General features: G+C 36.5%; 1 protein-coding gene. It reads right to left on the reverse strand.

Features of this window, described 5'->3' with window-relative positions; all coding sequences use genetic code 11:
* Positions 1–67: 67 nt before the first annotated feature.
* The coding region (locus GZ1_RS17715; RefSeq protein WP_060789017.1) for an RNA-guided endonuclease InsQ/TnpB family protein at positions 68–1,152 on the reverse strand (1,085 nt) is incomplete at its 5' end.

Below are 1,152 nucleotides of genomic sequence, written 5' to 3' on the forward strand. Positions count from 1 at the left end.
TGAACTACCCCCACTTAATTTTCTAGCGAAAATTTGAAGTGGGGGCTTCCAAAGAAGTTTGACTGCTTCAAGCAATCCTTATTCTTTGAGGCGTGTCCACTTCGCCGCTAGAGCATAAGACACTCAGGTCTACAGCTTTACTTTTCTTTAAGATGTTTAATGCGCCATTGACATCAGCATTAATTAGTTTGCCAGACTTTGTTCGATACAAGCCGCGCTTAATACGTTTGCCGCTGAACTTATATTCTTTTGGATTGTCGGCATTATATTCAGGAATCTCATCGCCGTCAAAAAAGCTGGCTTGAGACGTATATGATTCTTCCTGTTTCAAGAATTCAATGCCGTAAAATTCACAAAGATATTCTAGTTTTTCTTTTATGTTACCGAGAGGAATATTGACAAAGTTTTGATTTGTCTTTTTTCCTAGATTAATATTGCGTTGCCATGTTTCCGCATAGCCAATGACAAGTTTGCCAATTTGATTTTCAATACAGTAGTTAATGATGTAACGGCAAGTCTTGTTGATATAATCATTCACTTTATTATTGCGATTCATAGCAAGCAAAGCCTGTTTACGAGTGGTGCCTTTGATTTTTTGCTTATCTTTTATGCTTTGAAGTCTGGCATTTTCTTTGTTAAACCATTGATTTATACTTTTTAATCTCCGCCCATCAATGATGAATGATCTGCCGTCTGATGTGACACAAGTGGCAAAATTGTTTAATCCTAAATCAATTGCCAGTGCTTTTTGGTCATTTAATTCTCTTTGATCTTCAGGCATTTCATATTTGTACTGAATCTCAAAGAACCTGGCATGATGCTTAGGAATGATTTCAATCTGCTTAATCTTTTTGTCCAGTAACACAGGCGGAATCGTTATCGTGATAGGCTTGTGAGTCTTTTTAAATAGGCGAGAATACGGTATCGTAAATTTGTTGCCGTCTATACGAATCTGGCCAATGATCAGTGAATGAAAGCCATCTTTTTTAAGATATTTTGGAATACTGATAGCCTTGTGGTCATATTTTCCTTGTTTGGCAAGACTGATCAAACCAAAGAAAGATTTAAAGGCTTCATTGACCTTTTTTAAAATTTGCTGTGCCATGTTGCTGTTTAACAGCTTATAGTTTTCGTTAGTTTTGGCAAGATGAT

The organism is Geobacillus zalihae NBRC 101842 (genome assembly GCF_001544135.1).
In the GTDB taxonomy this organism is placed as follows: domain Bacteria; phylum Bacillota; class Bacilli; order Bacillales; family Anoxybacillaceae; genus Geobacillus; species Geobacillus zalihae.